The organism is Winogradskyella sp. UBA3174 (assembly GCF_002364335.1).
Lineage (GTDB): Bacteria > Bacteroidota > Bacteroidia > Flavobacteriales > Flavobacteriaceae > Winogradskyella.
Map to the genome: position 1 here is coordinate 30,505 of NZ_DEXW01000049.1, position 950 is coordinate 31,454.

Consider the following 950-nt stretch of genomic DNA (forward strand, 5'->3'; position numbering starts at 1 on the left):
GGGCAAAAAGATAATTTTCCATCAATTGCATTTAAACCTGAATATTCTGCCGAATGGAATAAAGGCTATGAAAGCATAAACTTTTCGGGCTTTTTTAGATTAGATGTAGATGATGAGCGCACACATTGGGATATAAGAGAATTGTATTACCAAAAAGCCAAAAACAAATGGGAACTAAGTCTAGGTCTTAAAAAAGTATATTGGGGAGTCACTGAGAGTAATCATTTAGTAGACATTATCAATCAAACAGATGCCGTTGAATCTTTTGATGGAGAAGATAAACTTGGACAACCAATGGTTCAATTTACATATACTACAGATAACTATGGAAACTTTGATTTTTTCTACTTGCCATATCATAGAAAACGAACATTTGCGGGCCTAAAAGGACGATTACGTTTTCAAACAATTATAGAAAAAGACGATATAAATTATGAAAGTGGTGCCGAAGAATGGCGACAAGACCTCGCCTTTAGATGGAGTCACTATATTGGTGCTTTCGATATTGGTGTGTCACATTTTTATGGCAATGGACGAGAGCCTTTATTTACCTTTGATACATTAGGAAATGTAAACGCCTTTTATCCCGTAATTAATCAAACAGGGCTAGATATTCAAGCCACATATAATGCCTTTCTTTGGAAATTGGAATCTATTTATAGAACTGCTAAAGCACAAGATTTCTTTGCTTTTGCTGCGGGCGTAGAATACACCTTTAGCAATATTGATGGCAATGGCTTGGATATTGGTGTTTTAGGAGAATACCTTTATGATGATCGCGACGAGCTTGCTCTTAATGCCTTACAAAACGATGTTTTTTTTGGAAGCAGAATTGCTTTTAACGATATCCAAGACACCTCTATATTAATAGGTGGTATAACAGATCTAGAATCTAGCAGTAAAATTTTGAGTATTGAAGCATCAAGAAGAATAGGAAATAGCTGGAAAGC

At 35.3% G+C, this 950-nt stretch carries 1 protein-coding gene; it reads left to right on the forward strand.

Annotated elements, in window-relative coordinates; translation table 11 throughout:
• Nucleotides 1–950 (forward strand): hypothetical protein (locus B2U95_RS09485; protein ID WP_296315518.1); only part of this gene is annotated, 950 nt, incomplete at both ends.